Annotated in this window: 1 pseudogene; it reads left to right on the plus strand. The window is 61.5% G+C overall.

Annotated features, from left to right (window positions below):
* Positions 1–299, plus strand: a pseudogene (locus P0G09_RS18955) (carboxypeptidase M32); the annotation flags it as partial.

Raw genomic sequence — 299 nt, forward strand, 5'->3', positions numbered from 1 at the left:
GAGTCCGATGAGCTGACCTTCTGCCTGCACGTTATGGTGCGGTACGAGATCGAGAAGCAGCTCATTGCGGGCACCCTGACGGCAATGGAGGTCCCTGCCGCGTGGGCAGAGCTGTACAAGGAGTATCTGGGCGTGGAGGTTCCCAATGACCGCGAGGGCTGCCTGCAGGACAGCCACTGGTCGGGCGGCTCCTTCGGCTACTTCCCGTCTTACGCTCTGGGCAATGACTACGGTGCTCAGATGCTCCACAACATGGAGCAGGAATTCGATGTGTACGGCGGCGTGGCCCACGGGGATCT

The organism is Faecalibacterium sp. DFI.5.82 (assembly GCF_029076575.1).
Taxonomy (GTDB): domain Bacteria; phylum Bacillota; class Clostridia; order Oscillospirales; family Ruminococcaceae; genus Faecalibacterium; species Faecalibacterium duncaniae.